This window comes from Alkalihalobacillus sp. MEB130, assembly GCF_032335535.1.
In the GTDB taxonomy this organism is placed as follows: Bacteria; Bacillota; Bacilli; order Bacillales; family Bacillaceae_D; genus Halalkalibacter.
The window spans coordinates 18861-35324 of sequence record NZ_JAOANA010000012.1; the positions used below are offsets into that span (position 1 = coordinate 18861).

Here is a 16464-nt window from a genome sequence, read left to right on the forward strand (position 1 = left end):
GTTGGTAAATCTATACGTAACTAATAAATAGGATGATGTAAATGAAGAAGTGTATCGTGTTGCTTGTTTGTAGTTTTTTCATTTTTGGCATTACTAGTAAGTTCGTAGCTGCAAATACAAACCATGAGGGTCGCCCTTATGAGGAAATTTATCCTGAAATTGGATATATAACGGTTGAAGAAGCAGTAAAAGAATTTGAGCATCATTTCAAACAAGATCTAAAGCTACCGCTAAGACTTCCTCCTTTAAGCTTTACACATCATTTCGGTAGGTTTAGTGATGCAGAAGGTGACATAAACGATTCTCTTGAATTGGAGTTTATCAATGAGAAGTCTCCAGAAAATCACTATGTTGTTTTTGTACGACCTATCGAACATAAAATTCCGATAAAAAATAAGCGTGTGATGAAACGATTTACACTAAAGAATGGAAGTGAAGCAAAATTTATTAACGTTTCAGATTCGATTGAAGCTCTCGTCTTTGAAAGAGATCATTGGCAATACATGTTGAGTATTCCTAAGAGGGTTTCTGATAAGGTCACTCCTAACATGCTAGTTGATATAGCTAATTCAATTGATTATCGATGCGAAAAGGAAAATCCATTCGATTAACATTACGGAAGAGATATTCTAAAAGAGCAATGCTTAACTATAAGCCTTGCTCTTAAGTCTGTTCTTGACAATGTGAAACCTTTAAAGGGGGAATAACGTAGATGTATAATAGGTAGTATAAAAGCTTTGCTGTTGATTAGGAGGAGATACCAGATGTTTTTAACCATTTTTTTCATGATTCCTATATATGGGTTGTTAATATGGACTTATTTTTATCCTGAAGAAAGTATGTTATTAGGGCAAAGATGGATGTACAAAGAAGAACCGGAGTTTTCTGAAATGGCGATTGGCTACACTAAATTCGCATCGGGTATTGGAATGTTTATATTAACGATCGCTCTATCAAGTTCTTTTTTTAACAATCCCTTTGTTGGCCTTTTCTTCATTCTGGGGTTATTTTGTTATATTATTTATGGAGTTTATAAATTGGATAAAAAGATATTAAAGTAATTGGAAATTGTTTAACAATAAGTTGTTATCACCAGTCTTTTTAGGGCTGGGGTTTCCCATTAATAAGGGAGGATTTATTCAACCTCCCTTAACCCTTTACCAGCGAGTAGTTCTTCAATTCCTTCTTCGCAAACCCCGTAAGTACGCCAAGAACAAGTTTCGCAGATTGTATGAATATCAGAAGGAATAACATTTTTCCTAATACGAGTTTCTATGTCTTCCCAGTATAAAATCTGTCCGATTTCAAGCCCCATTAACTTTAGAATAGCAGCATCTCTTTCATAGATGTTATCGTGTTGGCAGTGATATTCACCTGAGTTAGGGTACTTATTGCATAATTGATCAGGCCCCTTGATAATATGGGTTGGAGTCTTAGGGTCTTCTCTTAAAGTTTGGTGTATACGCGTCATATTTTGCACGTATTCTTTAGAATATCCCATTCCACGATAACCTAGAAGACAAAATAGATGATGTCCCCGCAAATTATACATAAATATGTTCCCCCCAATCTGTTATGTTCGAGCAGTTCGATTGTTAACCACGAAATTTAATGAGTTAACCTTTGTTGTTTTATCATAACATAACAGACGCATATTTATCATTACCCGAAAAAAAGTACAAGCTATCGCATAAATGGACGTGCAAGTTCTCTTATTTACTGGAATATCAATCTAGTAAAAAGACTATAGGGTGATGCTTATGAAAAAACATTCATCGAAGAGCCAGGGATCAAAGCCACCTTGTACGATTGTAGAAGTTAATAAACCTAACATTGAAAAAATGGCAAAAGCATTTTTACAGCTATATAAACAGACGAGAAAGGAAAAATAGGCTAGATCTATACGTTAAGGGAGTGATTGGATATTAGAATCTAATCACTTTTTTTTATTATTTTTTACATCCTATAAAAAACAACGTACCTACTTTTGTAGTAGATGCCCCAGGTGGAGGGGGGAAAATTACTCTACAGCCTAATTATTTAATTTCACAAAGTCCGGAAAAAGTAGTTCTTCGAAATTTTGAAGGGGTCATTACGAGTTATCCGGAGCCACAAGGCTATGTTCCAGGTCGCGCGGATGATTATTTCAGTCATATTTATCAAAATTATGAGAAGAATCAATCAAATACAGGAATCTCTTCTTTACTGAACGATGAGCTAAGTACGCTCGTTCCTAAATCTTTAGAACGGTACAATAGGAGATCGTCATATCAAGAAAATGAAGGATATTCAACATTGAAAGATCGGAGAGAAAAACGGGATCAGTTGAAGGAGAAGAAATATCAGGCTGAATTGAAAAAGTATAGCCCTCATTCAAATAGCGAAAATCAGAAAGGGGTGTAGGCTGTGAAGTGCGAGTGGTGTGAACAAATAGGAGCAGAAGAAATACATTGTACAGTATATTGGGAGCTTCCTGATGGCACACGAGCAATTGAAATTACAGAAACGCCTGGATTTGAATGTAAAAGCTGCGGGATGGAGTATCAAAAGGAAGAGATCATTCAAGAGATTGAAGATCAACTACTGTTGATCGATACGAGCAAACTCGGAAAAAGCCTGAGCTATGAACAATTAATGAATCAAAAAAGATTATTGAAATATAATTATTTTCGTTTCTAATGCTATTGAATTGGTGAGTCCTCCAAAAGAAAGTGAGATGCTTATGAAACGTTCTTTATTAATTAAACCAATGATGGATGAACACTATCCCACCGTTGTTAGAGGAGAAGGAATTTATTTATACGACGATCAAGGTAAGAAATATTTAGACGGATCTTCTGGTGCTGTAACAGCAAGTCTTGGGCATGCCCTTCCTGAGATCATTCATGCTTCATATGAACAATTGCAGAAAGTATCATTTGTTTATCGGTCTCAATTTACCTCAGAGGCTGCGGAGGAATTGGCTCATGATTTAAATAAACGATTGGATGCAAAAGAAGATTACTGGTCCTTTTTTGTAAATAGCGGATCAGAAGCAACGGAAACAGCTATGAAAATAGCGATTCAACACTACCAAGAACAAGGCAAAGCAACTAAAAATAAAATAATCTCACGTTGGGTTAGCTATCATGGAATTACCATGGGTGCCTTATCAATGTCGGGACATGTAAAACGACGGGAACGCTTTGTCCCATTATTAGAAGACTATCCATGTGTTGCCGCACCTTACTGTTACCAATGTCCGTTCCAACAAACATTTCCGAATTGCAAGCTAGCTTGTGCAAAAGACTTAGAAACCGCCATTACACGGATTGGGGCTCAGCATATTGCCGCTTTTATTGCTGAACCAATTGTTGGAGCAGCTGGTGGCGTCATTGTTCCACCTAAGGGCTATTACCAGGAGATTAAGAGAATATGCGATCAGTATGACATTTTATTTATTGCAGATGAAGTGATGACAGGTCTTGGGCGATCGGGAAAAATGTTTGCGATCGATTATTGGGATGTGAAACCGGATATAGTCACACTTGGAAAGGGGCTTAGTGCTGGATATACACCAATTGCTGCTGCACTTGCAAGCGAAAAGGTGATGCTCCCTATAATAAGAGGTTCAAAAAGCATTATGAGTGGTCATACATTTAGTGCGAATCCGCAATCTGCAGCCATTGCACTTGCTGTTTTAAATTATCTCGAAAAAGAAAAAGTAGTAGAAAATGTGCAAAGGTTAGGGGAGATGCTTCTACAAAAGTTAGACTTACTAGCCAAACAAAACCCTATAATTGGGGACATTCGTGGTAAGGGCCTGTTAATAGGGGTTGAATTTCATTCAAAGTCACATGGAAGTCTAACACAAAAAATGGTGAAAACAGCTAGAGATAAAGGCTTGCTCCTTTATCCTTCTTCCGCCGGTGTAGATGGAATAGAAGGAGACGGAATTATTATTGCTCCTCCATTAACGATTAAAGAAAAAGAACTCGATGAATTAGTGGCGCTTTTTGCAGAAACTTTAAAAGAATTCCAAGGAGGATAGGAGGGTAGCACTCGTGCCTGATACTAATCAGTCTTTAAATAAAGTAAGGAGTTTAAACGAAGTGATGGAGTGCATTCATGATGGATGTACATTAATGTTTGGTGGATTTGGCGGGGTAGGAAATCCACCGACTTTGATAAATGGTTTAATTGATCATAATCGGAAAGATCTCATTTTAATTGGAAATGACGCTGGATTTCCTACGATCGGAATTGGAAAATTGATTAGCGAAGGAAGAGCAAAAAAGTTAATAGCTTCCCATATTGGATCAAATCCAGTTGCCGGGCAATTAATGGTAGACGGCAAGTTAGAAGTTGAATTTTCGCCACAAGGAACGTTAGCAGAAAGAATCCGAGCAGGAGGGGTAGGGTTAGGAGGCATTTTAACCGATATTGGCTTAGATAGTATCATTGAGGAAGGGAAACAAAAAGTAGAAGTAGATGGAAAAACATATTTATTAGAAACCCCACTAACTGCTGATGTATCCATTATCCATGCAAAAAAAGCTGATGAATTTGGAAATTTAATTTATGAGACAAGTGCAAGGAATACGAACCCATTAGTAGCGATGGCTGGAAAAACAACCATTGCTGAAGTCGAAGAAATTGTACCTGTAGGTGAGTTAGATCCTCATGAAATTATCACACCCGGCATTTTTGTGGATTTTGTTATTCAGAGCAAAGGGGTAGATTGGAAATGGGCATGGGAATAAACATACGAGAAAGGATGGCCAAACGGGCAGCACTCGAAATTGAAAGTGGTATGATCGTAAACTTAGGAATAGGGATCCCATCACTTGTTGCCAACTATTTACCAGACACCTGTCACGTGATGTTTCATGCTGAAAATGGGATCCTTGGGATTGGAAAGGCTCCGGAAAAAGGAAAAGAAGATCCTACTTTATGTAATGCAGCTGGGTTTCCTGTAACGACGGTCCCTGGAGCTTCTTATTTTGATAGTTCCATTGCTTTTGGCATGATTCGCTCAGGTTATGTAGACATCACCATTTTAGGAGGACTCGAAGTAAGTGAAAGTGGGGATTTGGCTAACTGGATTGTTCCTAACAAGCGGGTACCAGGTATCGGTGGAGCGATGGAATTGGCTAAAAAAGCGAAGAAAGTGATTGTTGTAATGAATCACACGAACAAAGATGGTCAAGCGAAAATTGTTACGAATTGTCTTCTTCCATTAACAGCGAAACAATGCGTCGATATCATTATAACAGATATGGCTGTAATCGAAGTTTCTAATGATGGGTTAATTCTACAAGAAGTGATGTTACCTTACTGTATAGAAGACGTTATCCAAGCAACTGGGGCACCACTTTTCATTCCAGATCAGGTTAAGTTTGTTACAGAATAAGAAATGAGAGAGGGGAAGTGTGATGAAAGATCAAGATCAATTGAAAGATTCGATTTCAAATTGGTTACAAGAACATCGCACTGAAGGAACCAAATTGCTGCAGAGACTAGTTCAAGCACAAAGTACGCAAGGAAATGAAGCAGGGGCTCAAACAATTGTTATTGAAACCTTAACCAAAATGGGCTTAGTACTTGATGTATGGGATCCTGATGGAAAAGAGTTACAGACTCATCCTGACTTCGCTTCTTCTAAAGTTCACTTTGATGGAAGTCCCAATGTTGTAGGGATTTTAAAGGGAACGGGAGATGGACGTTCAATTATATTAAATGGCCATATTGATGTTGTACCTGCTGGAGATTCTGGACAATGGGAAGATGATCCTTATAGTGGAAAAATAGTAGATGGAAAAATGTATGGGAGAGGCGTAACAGATATGAAGGGAGGGAATGTTTCACTTCTTTTAGCAATTCAGGCAATTCAAGCATTATCGATTTCTCTGAAAGGAGATGTAATTTTTGAGAGTGTAATTGAAGAAGAGAGTGGCGGAACAGGTACATTGGCTTCTATTGTTAGAGGTTATAAGGCGGATGCTGCTATCATCCCGGAACCAACCAATATGAAGATCTTCCCGAAACAACAAGGGTCTATGTGGTTCCGAATTTATATAAAAGGTCGTTCTGCACATGGGGGAACAAGGTATGAAGGGATAAGTGCAATTGAAAAAAGCATGATGGTCATTAACCACCTTTCCGATCTTGAGAAAATTAGAAACAGCCGTATAACGGACCCTTTGTATAAGAGCATCCCGATACCAATTCCCATTAATATAGGGAAAATAGAAGGAGGAGACTGGCCATCATCGGTTCCAGACCTAGTAAAATTGGAAGGTAGAATAGGCGTTTCTCCAAATGAAACGATGGACGAAGCTAAGCGAGAACTAGAGCAGTGGATAGAAAACATTGGCGAAGTGGATGAATGGTTTGTGAGTGCACCTCCAACAGTAGAATGGTTTGGAGCGAGGTGGCATCCGGGTTCGATCAAAACGGATCATGAGCTTGTTGCTTCATTAACTGAAAACTATCAATTGGTATTACGAGAAGAGCCTATAGTGGAGGCTTCTCCTTGGGGGACAGATGGTGGATTGCTTACCAATGTAGGAAAAGTTCCAACGATAGTGTTTGGACCAGGTGTAACTGAAAAAGCGCACTTTCCAAATGAATATATTGAACTGGATAACGTTTTTTTAACAGCAGAAATTATCGCTTTAACCTTGATAGATTGGTGTGGCGTGGGAAACGTGTCAATAAATAAAAAAGGATAAGAGCAATTGAGACGAACTCAAGTGAATGATTAAAATGTGATGGATTCTGTTAGGTTTATTGACAGGTGAAGTTTTCATTTTATGAATTTCCGGGCGAGTTTGTCTCTTTTTTATATACTCTCGCGAGCGGTTAACTGACTTAATAAACAAGGAATAGGATAAATTTAAGTGCTTTCATGAAAATTTGTAGTTCCTTGTGTCAGATTCATCAAAAAGATTGTTATATTTCCTAACATAATTAACCAAAGTTTTGGAAGTATCTGATAAAACTGAATTATAGGATAAAAACATAAAGCTATTTTATTTTTTTTGGACTCAATTTGTGCAAGCTAACTAATAAAATTACGTTGATTTAGTTTAAGTGGCTAATGATGATTAGTTAGGAATCTTTTACACTCATACTAGTCAACGTTATAAAACAGGGGGAACTAACATGTTATTTGATACAGTTATACGATCTGGAACGATAGTAACTGAAAAAGATATTTTTGAAGCGGATCTAGGAATACATAATGGCAAAATCATGACAATCGCTGAATCAGGTACATTAATGGAAGGGAGCGCGCGAACAATTGATGCAAAAGGATTGCACGTATTTCCTGGTTTAATTGATGTGCATGTTCATTTCAATGAGCCTGGCAGAGAAAATTGGGAAGGGCTTGAAACGGGAAGTAAAAGCTTAGCAGCTGGAGGTGTAACGACATTTTTTGATATGCCTTTAAACAGTAATCCTCCAACCACCACAAAGGAACGTTTTTTAGAAAAGAAGGAACTCGCCGATAACAAATCCATTGTTGATTACCGTTTGTGGGGTGGATTAGTTCCAGATAATCTTGACCAGCTTTCTGACTTACATGAACAAGGTGCGATTGGCTTTAAAGCTTTTATGTCTGAGTGCGGGACAGATGATTTTCAGTATGCTGATAATCATACATTACTTAAAGGAATGGAGAAGATTTCTGAACTGGATTCCATTTTAGCTTTGCACGCTGAATCAAACGAAATGATTAATTTCTTAACAGATAAAGCAATAAAAGAACAACGTTTATCGATTCGAGACTATTGTAATTCACGCCCGATCCTTTCTGAGATGGAAGCAGTTGAGAGAGTGCTGCGTTACGCAGAATTAACGGGTTGTAAGTTACATATTGTACATGTTAGCAGCAAACTAGTGATCGATCGGATTAAAGAAGCTAAAGAACAAGGGATTAATGTAACGGCTGAAACATGTCCTCATTATTTATGTTTATCTATTGATGAGTTTGAGGAAATCGGTGCTACTGCCAAGTGTGCTCCTCCTTTACGAGAAAGGGAGGAAGTGGAACTTTTATGGCAATCGTTAATTAATGGCGATATCGATCTAATTAGTTCTGACCATTCTCCATCACCACCTGAGTTGAAATATCAAGGAGAAAGCATTTTTGATGTGTGGGGAGGAATTGCTGGATGCCAAAATACACTGCATGCTCTTTTGACTGAAGGTTACCATAAACGTGGTGTATCCTTGTCAAAGATTGCAGAAGTAACCGCATATCAGCCTGCAAAACGATTCGGACTTTTTCCCGAAAAAGGGTCAATTCGTATAGGGGCCGATGCAGATTTAACATTAGTTAATTTGGATGAAAAGTTTGTTTTAAATGCAGAAGATTTATATTATCGACATAAAATTAGTCCTTATGTAGGTAAGACTTTTACTGGTAAGACAGTCTATACAATCTCCAGAGGCACATTTGTATTTGAAAAGAATATCGGAGAAACCATTGTATAAATAATAGATTGAATATTAGGAATTATTAATTATTTATTGCTAAAAAAAACCTCATAGAGAAAAAGGAGTGGAAGAATTTGAGAGCACAAGCACCCATTACGCCAGTAGAGAAACAACAACCAAAAAAGAAATTTGCTTTTCCACATATTTATGTTATTTTACTAATTTTCGTTGCAGTTATGAGTATTGCCTCCTATATTATCCCGGCCGGTCAATATGAGCGAGTCGAGGGTCCAATGGGGAGAATGATGATCAATCCGGAGGTATTTACATTTATTGAATCAACACCGATTGGATTAATGGACTTTTTAACGGCGATTCCTCAAGGGATGGTAAGCGCAAGTTCCGTTGTCTTCTTTACATTTATGATTGGTGGAGCATTTATGGTATTGAAGGATACGGGGATCATTCACTTTGGTGTAGATCGATTAACGAGAACGTTTATTACTAGAAAAGTATTAATCATTCCTGTGTTGTTAGTAACATTTTCTATTATTACTGCATTTATTGGTACGCCGGAGTTAGCGTTAGTTTATGTACCAATATTAATTCCGTTAATGATTAAACTTGGCTATGACAAAATGATGGCTGCTGGAGTAGCGTTAATTTCGACAACAGGTGGTTTTTTAGCAGCTTTAACCAATCCGGGCACAGTTGGACTTTCTCATCAAATTGCAGAATTGCCTATTTATTCTGGTGCAGGTTACCGCTTCTTGTTGTTAATGGCAATCATTGTTTCCGGGGTTTTCTTTTTAATTCGATATGCGAAAAAACTTGAAAAGAACCCACATCTAGTTAAACAGAGTTTAAAAGAAACAGCATCTCAACATATATATGAAGAAAAGAATTATGAAATTACAACTAGACAAAAGGTTGCGGGAATTGTTGTCATCATCATGTTTATTGGGATGATTTATGGAGTGTTAAATCATCAATGGGACTTTATTAAGTTAGCTGGTTATTTTCTAGCTATGGGTGTTGTGGTAGGTATCGTAGCGGGGATGTCAGGAAATCAGATCAGTGATTCATTTAATAAGGGATTCCGCGATGTTTTACTCGGTGCGATGATTATTGGTGTTGCACGCGGAGTAGCAGTAGTAATGGAAGAAAGTCAAATCATTGATACAATCATTTATGCCTTATCTCATGTAGTAAGCAGTTTGCCATCTTCCATCACCGTATTAGGGATGTTAGCAACGCAAGGATTGTTTAATTTCTTTGTTCCTTCTGGAAGCGGTCAAGCTTTAATAACGATGCCAATTATGATTCCACTAGCAGATATAGTTGGAACAACTAGACAAACAGCTATTTTAGCCTTTCAAATTGGAGATGGATTATCGAACATTATTTTCCCAACATCGGGATACTTTATGGCAACAATTGCTGCTGCTGGTATCTCTTACGGAAAATGGGCTAAATTTATCTTCCCATTATTAATCGTTTGGTTTGCTATTGGATGTGTATTTTTATTAGTTGCACATGCTATTGCTTGGGGACCATTTTAATGTAACAAAGGCTGTTTTCGTATACTTTGTTGTTTTTATGGGATACGTGTTCTCCTCATGTTCGTTCCATTGCGCTTCAGCCACTCGCTTTCCGCGGGGAGGTGCCGAGCCTGCGGGGTCTCGCCCTTACCTCTTCATTCCCGCAGGAGTCGAGTGACTTCCGCTCCATTTCACTATGAGGAAAAACTATTGCCATAGCAACAATCTTTAGGAAACCAGGGTAACAAAAAAGCGTGCGACCTATAATAGGCGCACGCTTTTTTGTTATGCTTTATTTTTCCAAAGATCAAACATAGCTTGTGTAAATTCAATTCCTTGGTATAAGAAAATACTGAATGCACTTGCCGACAAAACAGCAATAGTCATAAGACGAATCCAAAACATCATCTATTCCTCCTTTCAAAAAAGGTAATTAGGAATGAATGCTGTTTTGAAAATAATTAGATTGATAAAATACGGAGAACAGGAAATGTTTTGATGTTTCGACACATTGATTTTCAAAGGTTGCTAGATTTATGAAAGAAACAAACCAAATAAGCAATGTGATTGTTCCAGCGGTTATACTTGAGTTTTTTGTATCTTGGCTGTCATTTCCTTGAAACGATTCAAAAACCGCTTCATGAGTATAGCCTTTTTGCTCAAACGTCTTTTCGGCTGAAATAGAGGTGTTCAAAAACAAGTAAAGCATTCCTGAAACTAATAGAATGAGTTGTTTCATATGTTCACCTCTTCTTAAGTAGCCACATCATATCATGTTCTCTTAAAGTGGAACATAGGCAAAAATAACTAAAGAGTGATAAGGATAAACGGCAAGTGGTGAAAATTACTTTGGCAAAGTAATGTGGATCGTAAACCCGTCTGCCGTATCAAGTTCAAATGTTCCTCCTAATTCATCTACACGCTCTTTCATCGCTGTAAGACCAAGCCCCATCTCAAATTCCTCCGGTGAGTTTCCGTTATCTTTAAGATAGAAATGTACGTTCACGTTTGAATCATATAATTTGAAAATAAAGCTATTGCTTTGCCCGTGGCGAATCCCATTTGTTAACCCTTCTTGTAAGGCGCGAAATAACACATGACGCAATTGCGAAGTAAACGTCCCGTTTAAAACAATTTCGGTTTCAATCGTAACCCCCGTTGTTTTTTCTGTGTTTGCAATTAATTGCCTGATAGAATCTAGGAAATTATCTGATAATTCAGCAGTCTTAATGATTTTTAAAATGCGACGAATATCATCTAACCCCGTCCTTACTTGTTGTTGAGAAGCATCTAATTTTGCAACAGCAGATAAAGGATCTTTTTTTATTAACCGTTTTCCAGCTTCGATTTGAACGATGATTGTTGTTAATGTATGGCCAACTGTATCGTGGATATCGCGAATAAGTTGGTTTCTTTCTTCTAGAGCTGATTTTTCAGCGAGGGCCGCTGCCGTTTCTCTCATTGTATTCTTTAATGTTTCCGTTCGTTCTTGTACTTTATCTTCTAACGACTCATTTAAATGACTAAGTTGTTCATTCAGCTTGGCCACTTGTTTAAATGTTTTGGAATATTGTATAGACATAACTAATGATTGAGAAACAATAAAGACGAGAAATCCTAAAGGCAAATAATTACCTGTTTGTATAATGTTTAGATTGTATAAAAGATCATTTGTTATGGTCAGATAAAAAAACAACCCCGCTACTGCACTAATTAAAGCAGATTCTCTTTTTCTTATAGCGGCAACAATTAATACATATGCAAAATATAGGATAAGGAACAAGGCTAATACGGTGTACCAATTAAATATATATGTAAAGATATATGGTGTTGTTAGCAAGACGAGAGAGGTAAATAACCCTGTTATGACGACCATTACTCGGTAGAACCGATAGTGAACGTCTAATGGGTACATTTGCTTCAAAAAGATCAAAAACAGGAAAAATCCCCCATAATTCGTTACGTATTCTAGACGCATTTCCAATCCCCAGTTTAGAGTAGGGAATAATGTAACTAGAAATGCTTGGTCGATTAATAACATCCTTATCCCTATTAGCAAACTAAACAATCCGAATACAAAAGATGTAACTTCTTCCCGACGGTACATATAAATGGATATATGATAAATAGCAATAATTAAAAAACAACCAAATAGAAATAGATTATTTGCTACACGCTTTTGAGTATATAACGTTAATGCCTCGGCGTTACCAATAAGAATATCGCCACTAAGACCGCCTTTAGTGTGGTGAAAATTAGACGCTTGAATGATGATGTCAAATGTTTTTTCTGCAGGTGTAAAGAATATGGAATTTGGTGAATATTTGGGTTTGCTCGTTTCTTTGCTATCGCCAACAGAACCAACCTCTACTTTTAATTCTCCGTCAATGTAAACTGCATAAGCTGTATGAATATATGGAATGTATAGCCCTAATGTCCGATTTAGATCATCATCATTTAATTGAACGGATAAGTGAAAAGTCGCATACCCTTGACTTGGCAATTTTTCTCCTTTTACTTCCAACCCATTCCAAAGTCCGGGTAAATTAATATAGTCATGATTTTGAGAATGATTTTGAACCGATTGCAATCTCTCATTCCAATACAAATTCCAACTTCCGTTAAGGGGGATAAGGTCTTTCGTCTCAAAGGAAACAGACTGAAGATCAACAAATCCATTTATAACAGTTGGATTTTTATGTACATTGTTTGAGTCAGAAGAGCAGCTAGTTAGGAATATAAGAATAGGTAGAAGAAATAAAATGAATCGCATGTTTAGAACCTCACATATTCTAAAAAGAGTCTATTTTACTACTTATAATCTTTTATTACTAAAATACCATAAAAGGTTCCTATATTTTATAATATTCAAAAATATTTCTCGTTAATCTTGACATGATTTTATTTTCAACCACATATATAAAGATGTAAAAGGACGAACAGTAAGGAGAGGAGATATGTCTGATCTAATAAAAATCTTTGTTTTTACGTTATTTCTTAGTATTCTTTGGGTGATACCAAGGATAGATTTAATTATTGGATGGATTACAAGTCATGTTTGGCAATCGATTGTTATAGGAATTTGTCTGATTGGCGTTCTTTTGCTGTTTAATTGGTTTGTGTCTAAAAGAGCGCAAAAGGTGCAAAATGGCCAACTGGAACTGGAAAAATCAGAAGGGTAATCTTTGTAAACCAAGCTACTACTCATTGCAGAGGGCTTGGTTTTTTATCTTAAAAAGGACACCGAAGCTAGCTCTTCTTTTTTCATTACGTTAAGATAAGGCACATAATATAAAAGGGGAGTGAACGATGAAGGATTTAAAAATATTCCATGTAGATGCATTTACGTCGGAAGCGTTCGGAGGCAATCCGGCAGGGGTAGTACCAGATGCTTCAATTATGACGTCTAGTGAGATGCAAGCTATTGCAAAAGAACTAAATTTATCAGAAACGGCTTTTTTAACACCATCACAGCCTGGCTCTAATGCTGATTTCCAAATTCGTTTTTTTACACCCACTAGCGAAATAAATTTTTGTGGTCATGCGACTGTGGCTTCAGCTTGGTTACTTGGAACGGTATATGAATGGATAAAGAAAAAGAACATGATCACGTTTGAAACAAACATCGGTCATGTTCCAGTAGAATTTGTCTTAAATGAAGGAAAACTCGATTCGGTTATGATGACACAAGTCGAACCTAAGGTGAAAAGCATTGATACGAACATAGATGAATTAGTAAGTATTGTTGGTTTATCTAGAGAAGATATTGCTAGTAATTATCCAATTCGAATCGCCTATACAGGGAATTGGCATCTACTCATCCCAGTAAAATCAAGAAAAGCGATTGACGATGCTATCCCGCAAATGACGAAGTTAAAAGAACATAATGAAGCTCATCAAATCACCACAACACATCTATTTACGTTCGACAGTCAAGAAGAGGACTGTATTGTATATACTAGAGATTTTGCCCCAGCTGTTGGCATAAATGAAGATCCTGTAACGGGATCAGCTAATGGAGCTTTAACTGGTTATTTCATACTAGAAGGCATTTTTGATTTCAATAAGGATCACTCGTTTCAAATTGCACAAGGACAGGCAATGGGGAGACCTGGAAAAGTTAAAATTACTATAGGCACATCACAAGAGAAACCATTAGTAAAAGTAGGAGGTAGTGCAGTTCCAACTATTGCAGGTACAGTGATAGCTCCTTTGTAGGGTGTTATCCTCCTGCTTTTTTCGTATACTTATTTGCATAACTTGAAGCTACAAAAGCATCTGGCTTGATTTTGGGCTCAACCCCCATTGTTTCTAACCTGGCCACCATTTCATGTACATACTCACGTGTTTTGTTTCTTTGCCCAGACCCAATATCAATATGTCCTTCGATGGAAAAGGTAGCGCCTTGATAAACATACGGTAACACGAGATCGATCATTTTGTTCTTTTTTGTATCTGTAAACATGGAAACAACTTCTTCCGTTAATGATGTTTCTAACGAGATACGTTCGTGTAAATGTAGCATTTTTCTCGGAACGGTGAACTTCCTAATACACGCCCAAGCTCCTTTTCCAGTGTTTTGAATGACAATTCCCGTGATGAAAACCGTACACGTCGCATGAACTTGAGAGTCTGTCCCAACCATTAAGCGGTAATTTCCACACGGCTTGATGCTCATAAATTTTATAATACGGTTAAAAACTTGTTCGAATGACATGTTTTTTTCTTGTAAATTCTGAAACTTGTAGTGTAACCTATTATATTGACTCAAATGATCACCTACATTTATTTGTTATATAGTCATCATATGCAAGCAAGCTGTAATTATTAGTAAAATCAGACAATTTAGGCTAATATCTGTAGAAAATGAGCAAAAAAAGTAAGAAATATTTGCGCCTTTGTTGGAGTGATAGTAATATTAATGGAGAATTCCAAAAAAAACTGTACCCGAAAAAGAATTGTTGTGAGAAAATAATCATGTATTGGGTAAAGTTAGAGCACACTAAAGAAAGAAAACATTAGGAGTGGTAGAAATGAGTAAACAACAAGTTGGGGTTATTGGACTAGCTGTAATGGGTCGTAACCTAGCGCTTAACATTGAAAGTAGAGGGTATAGTGTTTCTGTTTTCAACAGATCTTCAGAAAAAACAGAGACCATGCTAAAAGAAGCAGAAGGTAAGAATGTTGTTGGTACATATAGCATTGAAGAGTTTGTTGCTTCACTAGAAACACCAAGAAAGATTCTACTAATGGTTCAAGCTGGTTTCGCAACAGACGCTACAATTGAGCAATTATTGCCCCATTTGGAAAAAGGCGACATCTTAATTGATGGTGGGAATACGTTCTTCGAAGATACTCGCCGCAGAAACAAAGAACTTGCTGAATCTGGTATCCATTTCATTGGAACAGGAGTATCAGGTGGAGAAGAAGGCGCGCTAAAAGGTCCTTCTATTATGCCAGGTGGACAAAAAGAAGCTTATGATCTAGTAGAACCTATCTTAAAAGATATTTCTGCAAAGGTTAATGGAGATGCTTGTTGTACGTACATCGGTCCAAATGGTGCTGGACACTACGTGAAAATGGTTCATAACGGAATTGAATATGGTGATATGCAATTAATTTGTGAATCATACCACCTTATGAAAGACGTTCTAGGATTAAGTGCGCAAGAATTGCATGAAACGTTCAAAGAGTGGAATGAAGGCGAACTTGATAGTTACTTAATTGAAATTACAAAAGACATCTTCACGAAAGTGGACGACGAAACTGGTAAACCAATGGTTGATATGATTTTAGATACAGCTGGCCAAAAAGGAACTGGTAAATGGACAAGTCAAAGTGCACTTGATTTAGGTGTTCCTTTATCCATTATTACTGAATCTGTTTTCTCTCGTTTCATTTCTGCAATGAAAGAAGAGCGTGTGAAAGCAAGCAAAATCCTGAGCGGACCAAATGCTACATTTGACGGAGATAAAAAAGAATTCGTTGAAAAAATTCGCAAAGCACTGTATTTAAGTAAGATCTGCTCTTATGCTCAAGGTTTTGCTCAAATGAAAGTAGCTTCTGAAGAGTATGACTGGAACCTAAACCTAGGCAACATCTCAATGATCTTCAGAGGTGGTTGTATCATCCGTGCACGTTTCTTACAAAACATTAAAGAAGCATACGATCGTGATGCAAACCTAACGAACCTTTTATTAGATCCTTACTTTAAGGAGATTGTAGAAAGCTACCAAGAAGCTGCGCGTGACGTTGTTGCTACAGCAGTAAAACTTGGAATTCCGGTTCCGGGTCTTTCAAGTGCACTAGCTTACTTTGATAGCTATCGTACAGAAACACTTCCTGCTAACTTGTTACAAGCTCAAAGAGACTACTTTGGTGCTCATACGTACCAACGTATTGACAAAGAAGGTACTTTCCATACAAATTGGATGGAGAAATAAGATAGATTATCGAGGGGTTGTCTTAAGGACAACCTCTTTTTTTATTTGGATATTTT

The 16464-nt window shown here is 37.2% G+C and carries 17 protein-coding genes and 1 pseudogene; 13 read left to right on the plus strand and 5 right to left on the minus strand.

All coding sequences use genetic code 11. From position 1 onward, the window contains the following. Positions 1–41 precede the first annotated feature (41 nt). Both N0O92_RS13015 and N0O92_RS13020 read left to right on the plus strand, forming a co-directional pair. Positions 42–611: a hypothetical protein gene (locus N0O92_RS13015; protein WP_315615100.1), complete on the plus strand. Its 570-nt coding sequence runs from the start codon at positions 42–44 to the stop codon at positions 609–611. Between the two features lie 153 nt (positions 612–764). After that, positions 765–1061, plus strand: coding sequence for a hypothetical protein (locus N0O92_RS13020; RefSeq protein ID WP_315615101.1), 297 nt, complete (start codon positions 765–767; stop codon positions 1059–1061). 74 nt (positions 1062–1135) lie between these two features. Here N0O92_RS13020 and N0O92_RS13025 read toward each other — a convergent pair whose 3' ends face one another. Beyond that, entirely contained in the window at positions 1136–1552 is a 417-nt protein-coding gene (locus N0O92_RS13025) for a DUF1284 domain-containing protein (protein ID WP_315615102.1), read from the minus strand. Positions 1553–1977: 425 nt separating this feature from the next. On the opposite strand from N0O92_RS13025, the pseudogene N0O92_RS13030 reads away from it, so the two are divergent. The 8 genes and pseudogenes from N0O92_RS13030 to N0O92_RS13065 all read left to right on the plus strand — a co-directional run. Then, positions 1978–2403: pseudogene (locus tag N0O92_RS13030) on the plus strand (lysine 2,3-aminomutase); the annotation flags it as partial. A gap of 3 nt (positions 2404–2406) precedes the next feature. Further along, positions 2407–2679, plus strand: a complete 273-nt coding sequence (locus N0O92_RS13035) for a YokU family protein (protein ID WP_315615103.1) — start codon at positions 2407–2409, stop codon at positions 2677–2679. A 43-nt stretch (positions 2680–2722) separates the two neighbouring features. After that, entirely contained in the window at positions 2723–4030 is a 1308-nt protein-coding gene (locus N0O92_RS13040; protein ID WP_315615104.1) for an aspartate aminotransferase family protein, read from the plus strand. Between the two features lie 64 nt (positions 4031–4094). Beyond that, entirely contained in the window at positions 4095–4742 is a 648-nt protein-coding gene (locus tag N0O92_RS13045) for a CoA transferase subunit A (RefSeq protein WP_315615236.1), read from the plus strand. After that, positions 4727–5392, plus strand: a complete 666-nt coding sequence (locus N0O92_RS13050; RefSeq protein WP_315615105.1) for a 3-oxoacid CoA-transferase subunit B — start codon at positions 4727–4729, stop codon at positions 5390–5392. Before N0O92_RS13045 ends, N0O92_RS13050 begins: the two co-directional genes overlap by 16 nt. A 22-nt stretch (positions 5393–5414) precedes the next feature. Further along, positions 5415–6713: a peptidase gene (locus tag N0O92_RS13055; RefSeq protein WP_315615106.1), complete on the plus strand. Its 1299-nt coding sequence runs from the start codon at positions 5415–5417 to the stop codon at positions 6711–6713. Positions 6714–7146: 433 nt separating this feature from the next. Beyond that, complete coding sequence (locus tag N0O92_RS13060) at positions 7147–8481, plus strand: allantoinase (RefSeq protein ID WP_315615107.1); 1335 nt, start codon at positions 7147–7149, stop codon at positions 8479–8481. A 77-nt stretch (positions 8482–8558) separates the two neighbouring features. Then, the gene (locus N0O92_RS13065) at positions 8559–9986 is read left to right on the plus strand and encodes a YfcC family protein (protein WP_315615108.1); all 1428 of its coding nucleotides are present in this window, start codon (positions 8559–8561) and stop codon (positions 9984–9986) included. Between the two features lie 264 nt (positions 9987–10250). On the opposite strand, the gene N0O92_RS13070 is transcribed toward N0O92_RS13065, so the two are convergent. The 3 genes from N0O92_RS13070 to N0O92_RS13080 all read right to left on the minus strand — a co-directional run bounded on the left by N0O92_RS13070 (position 10251) and on the right by N0O92_RS13080 (position 12738). Next, positions 10251–10373 carry a hypothetical protein gene (locus N0O92_RS13070; protein WP_315615109.1) on the minus strand — a complete coding sequence of 41 codons (123 nt, stop codon included), beginning with the start codon at positions 10371–10373 and terminating at the stop codon, positions 10251–10253. A gap of 25 nt (positions 10374–10398) precedes the next feature. Further along, positions 10399–10704, minus strand: coding sequence for a hypothetical protein (locus tag N0O92_RS13075; RefSeq protein WP_315615110.1), 306 nt, complete (start codon positions 10702–10704; stop codon positions 10399–10401). A 105-nt stretch (positions 10705–10809) separates the two neighbouring features. Then, positions 10810–12738 (minus strand): sensor histidine kinase, encoded by a 1929-nt coding sequence (locus N0O92_RS13080; RefSeq protein ID WP_315615111.1) that lies wholly within the window; start codon positions 12736–12738, stop codon positions 10810–10812. 184 nt (positions 12739–12922) lie between these two features. Here N0O92_RS13080 and N0O92_RS13085 point away from each other — a divergent pair, with 184 nt between their 5' ends. Further along, a complete protein-coding gene (locus tag N0O92_RS13085) occupies positions 12923–13147 on the plus strand; it encodes a hypothetical protein (RefSeq protein ID WP_315615112.1) in 225 nt (74 codons plus the stop codon). Positions 13148–13274: 127 nt separating this feature from the next. Beyond that, positions 13275–14183 carry a PhzF family phenazine biosynthesis protein gene (locus N0O92_RS13090; RefSeq protein ID WP_315615113.1) on the plus strand — a complete coding sequence of 303 codons (909 nt, stop codon included), beginning with the start codon at positions 13275–13277 and terminating at the stop codon, positions 14181–14183. Positions 14184–14187: 4 nt separating this feature from the next. Here the strand turns inward: N0O92_RS13090 and N0O92_RS13095 are convergent, their stop codons facing one another. After that, a complete protein-coding gene (locus N0O92_RS13095) occupies positions 14188–14682 on the minus strand; it encodes a ribonuclease H-like YkuK family protein (RefSeq protein ID WP_315615114.1) in 495 nt (164 codons plus the stop codon). 316 nt (positions 14683–14998) lie between these two features. Between N0O92_RS13095 and gndA the strand changes: the two genes are divergently transcribed. Beyond that, entirely contained in the window at positions 14999–16408 is a 1410-nt protein-coding gene (gene gndA / locus N0O92_RS13100) for an NADP-dependent phosphogluconate dehydrogenase (RefSeq protein ID WP_315615115.1), read from the plus strand. Positions 16409–16464: the final 56 nt, after the last annotated feature.